At 65.8% G+C, this 1,750-nt stretch carries 2 protein-coding genes; both read left to right on the top strand.

Going from position 1 to position 1,750, the window contains the following annotated elements; all coding sequences use genetic code 11:
* The first annotated feature begins 105 nt into the window (after window positions 1–105).
* Window positions 106–711, top strand: a complete 606-nt coding sequence (locus CQZ88_RS05725; protein WP_146034255.1) for a DUF6230 family protein — start codon at window positions 106–108, stop codon at window positions 709–711.
* Window positions 711–1,094, top strand: a complete 384-nt coding sequence (locus tag CQZ88_RS05720; RefSeq protein WP_102799378.1) for a DUF6114 domain-containing protein — start codon at window positions 711–713, stop codon at window positions 1,092–1,094. The genes CQZ88_RS05725 and CQZ88_RS05720 overlap by 1 nt, the downstream gene beginning before the upstream one ends.
* The last annotated feature ends 656 nt before the right edge of the window (window positions 1,095–1,750 follow it).

Here is a 1,750-nt window from a genome sequence, read left to right as displayed (position 1 = left end):
CGTCGTACACCACCTCACGGGACTTGACCGGACGAGGTGGCAAACACCACCCGCGCGCCCCCGACTTGCTGTCGTATCCGACGCACCGCCAGCAACCTCGCTACGGTGAAGAGACCAACCTGGGAGGACAGTCGACACGACATGGGAGAAGTACGAAAAGGCCGATTCGCGGCCCTCATCCTCACGGGTCTGACCGGGACGGGCGTCCTCGGGGCGGGCATCGCCCGCGGTGAGCTGCCGATGAACGTCGCGATCACCGGTCAAACATTCGTCGGAACGATGTCGGCCATCGAAGCCCAGAACGTCGTCATCTTCCCCCGCCGCGTCGACACCGAATCCGGCACCGTCCCCACCAGCGCAACCCGGATGGAATCGGCCCAGATGACCGACGTGTGCCTGTCCACCATCGCCCGGAATCTTCCGATCGTGGGCGACGTGACCATGATCGTCCGCGTTCCCGGTCCCAATACCACCGCCCAGAACGTTGTGCTCGACGCCGCCACGATCGGTGCCTCGCTCGACGCGATGAACGTCCATGCCGGGGTCGAAGCCTCCGCCATCGGTGGACCGGAGGTGGCACTTACCCCTGCTGTCGCCACCCAGAGCGGGGTGATGACCAACATCCGCGTCGAAGCCGTGTCGATGACCGCGACGGCGCTGACGATGAAGAACTTCGAGGTGACCGTCGTCTCGGACAGTTCGGGTTGCTGATGCACGACCCGGCACTCGACCGACGCCAACGCTGTCGACGTTGGCGCGCCGAGCGGCCCTTCTGGGGCGGCACGGCGCTGGCGGTGTCCGGACTGGTCCTGCTACTACCTGCCTACACCACCTTCCGCATAGGCGAGGTGCTCGTTTCGATCAGCACCATCTCCGGGGTCTCCACGCTGCTGCTCGGTGCGCTCATGCTGGTCTGCGCCGGATCCGCGCTGCTCCGGCCGTCGACGCGAGTGACAGCCGGGGTGTCCGGGATGATCCTCGCCTTGGTCGCGCTGCCCGCAGCCAACTTCGGCGGCTTCCTCGTCGGCACCCTTCTGGGCGTCCTCGGCGCCAGCCTGACCATGGCATGGCAGCACACCAACGACACCGCGTGACAACCATCCAGCACGGACCGGACCGTCACGGATACGGCGGGCTTGCACAATGTCGTGCGCTCCGGAGACCCTCACGTCCGGATCCGCGTTCTCAGGCCGAGCCGAGCACGTTTGTCTGCGGCAGAGAAGACCGCCTGCCACCGTCTAGGCCGGTGCGAAGTGCGTATCTCGTCCATCAGCGGTTCGCGCTGCCGGACAGTCCGTGTTTGCTCGAGTCGAGTCGCCGCGCCGGGATAGTTCGGGTCGGTTGCGGGGAGGTTCTCCAAAGCCGAGGTGACACCCACCCCATCCCCTTCTCGAGGAAGAGCCTCAGTCAGGGTATCCGATCCAGTCACATACGCTCATCGAGAACATCGACCCGATCGTCCCGCGATCGGGGGTCGGGGGTCGAGACCATGGTGTTCTCTCACATGGTCCCCCGGTAACCCACCCGGACGAGACCTGGGTGGCCTGCGGCGCGGGATTCGACAGGCGGCTGATCATCGGTCACGATCTCGATGTCGTCGGCCTCGGGCCCGTCTGACAAGCCTTTTCTCGGTTCCAACCACGGGACCGCGAGAGCCGGGGATGCTTCGTTGCCGGCCAGGTGTGTGGAACATCCCGACCGCGGGCCCTGCGCACCAGAGATCGGGATTGCAGTAATCCTCCGGTGGCCT

This window comes from Rhodococcus sp. ENV425 (assembly GCF_002887785.1).
GTDB lineage: Bacteria > Actinomycetota > Actinomycetes > Mycobacteriales > Mycobacteriaceae > Rhodococcus > Rhodococcus aetherivorans.
This window is presented reverse-complemented; position numbering and strand designations above follow the sequence as displayed.

Bases quoted from the DNA above. Each gene is read 5' to 3' on its own strand.
- CQZ88_RS05720 (WP_102799378.1), top strand. From the start codon at position 711: ATGCACGACCCGGCACTCGACCGACGCCAACGCTGTCGACGTTGGCGC.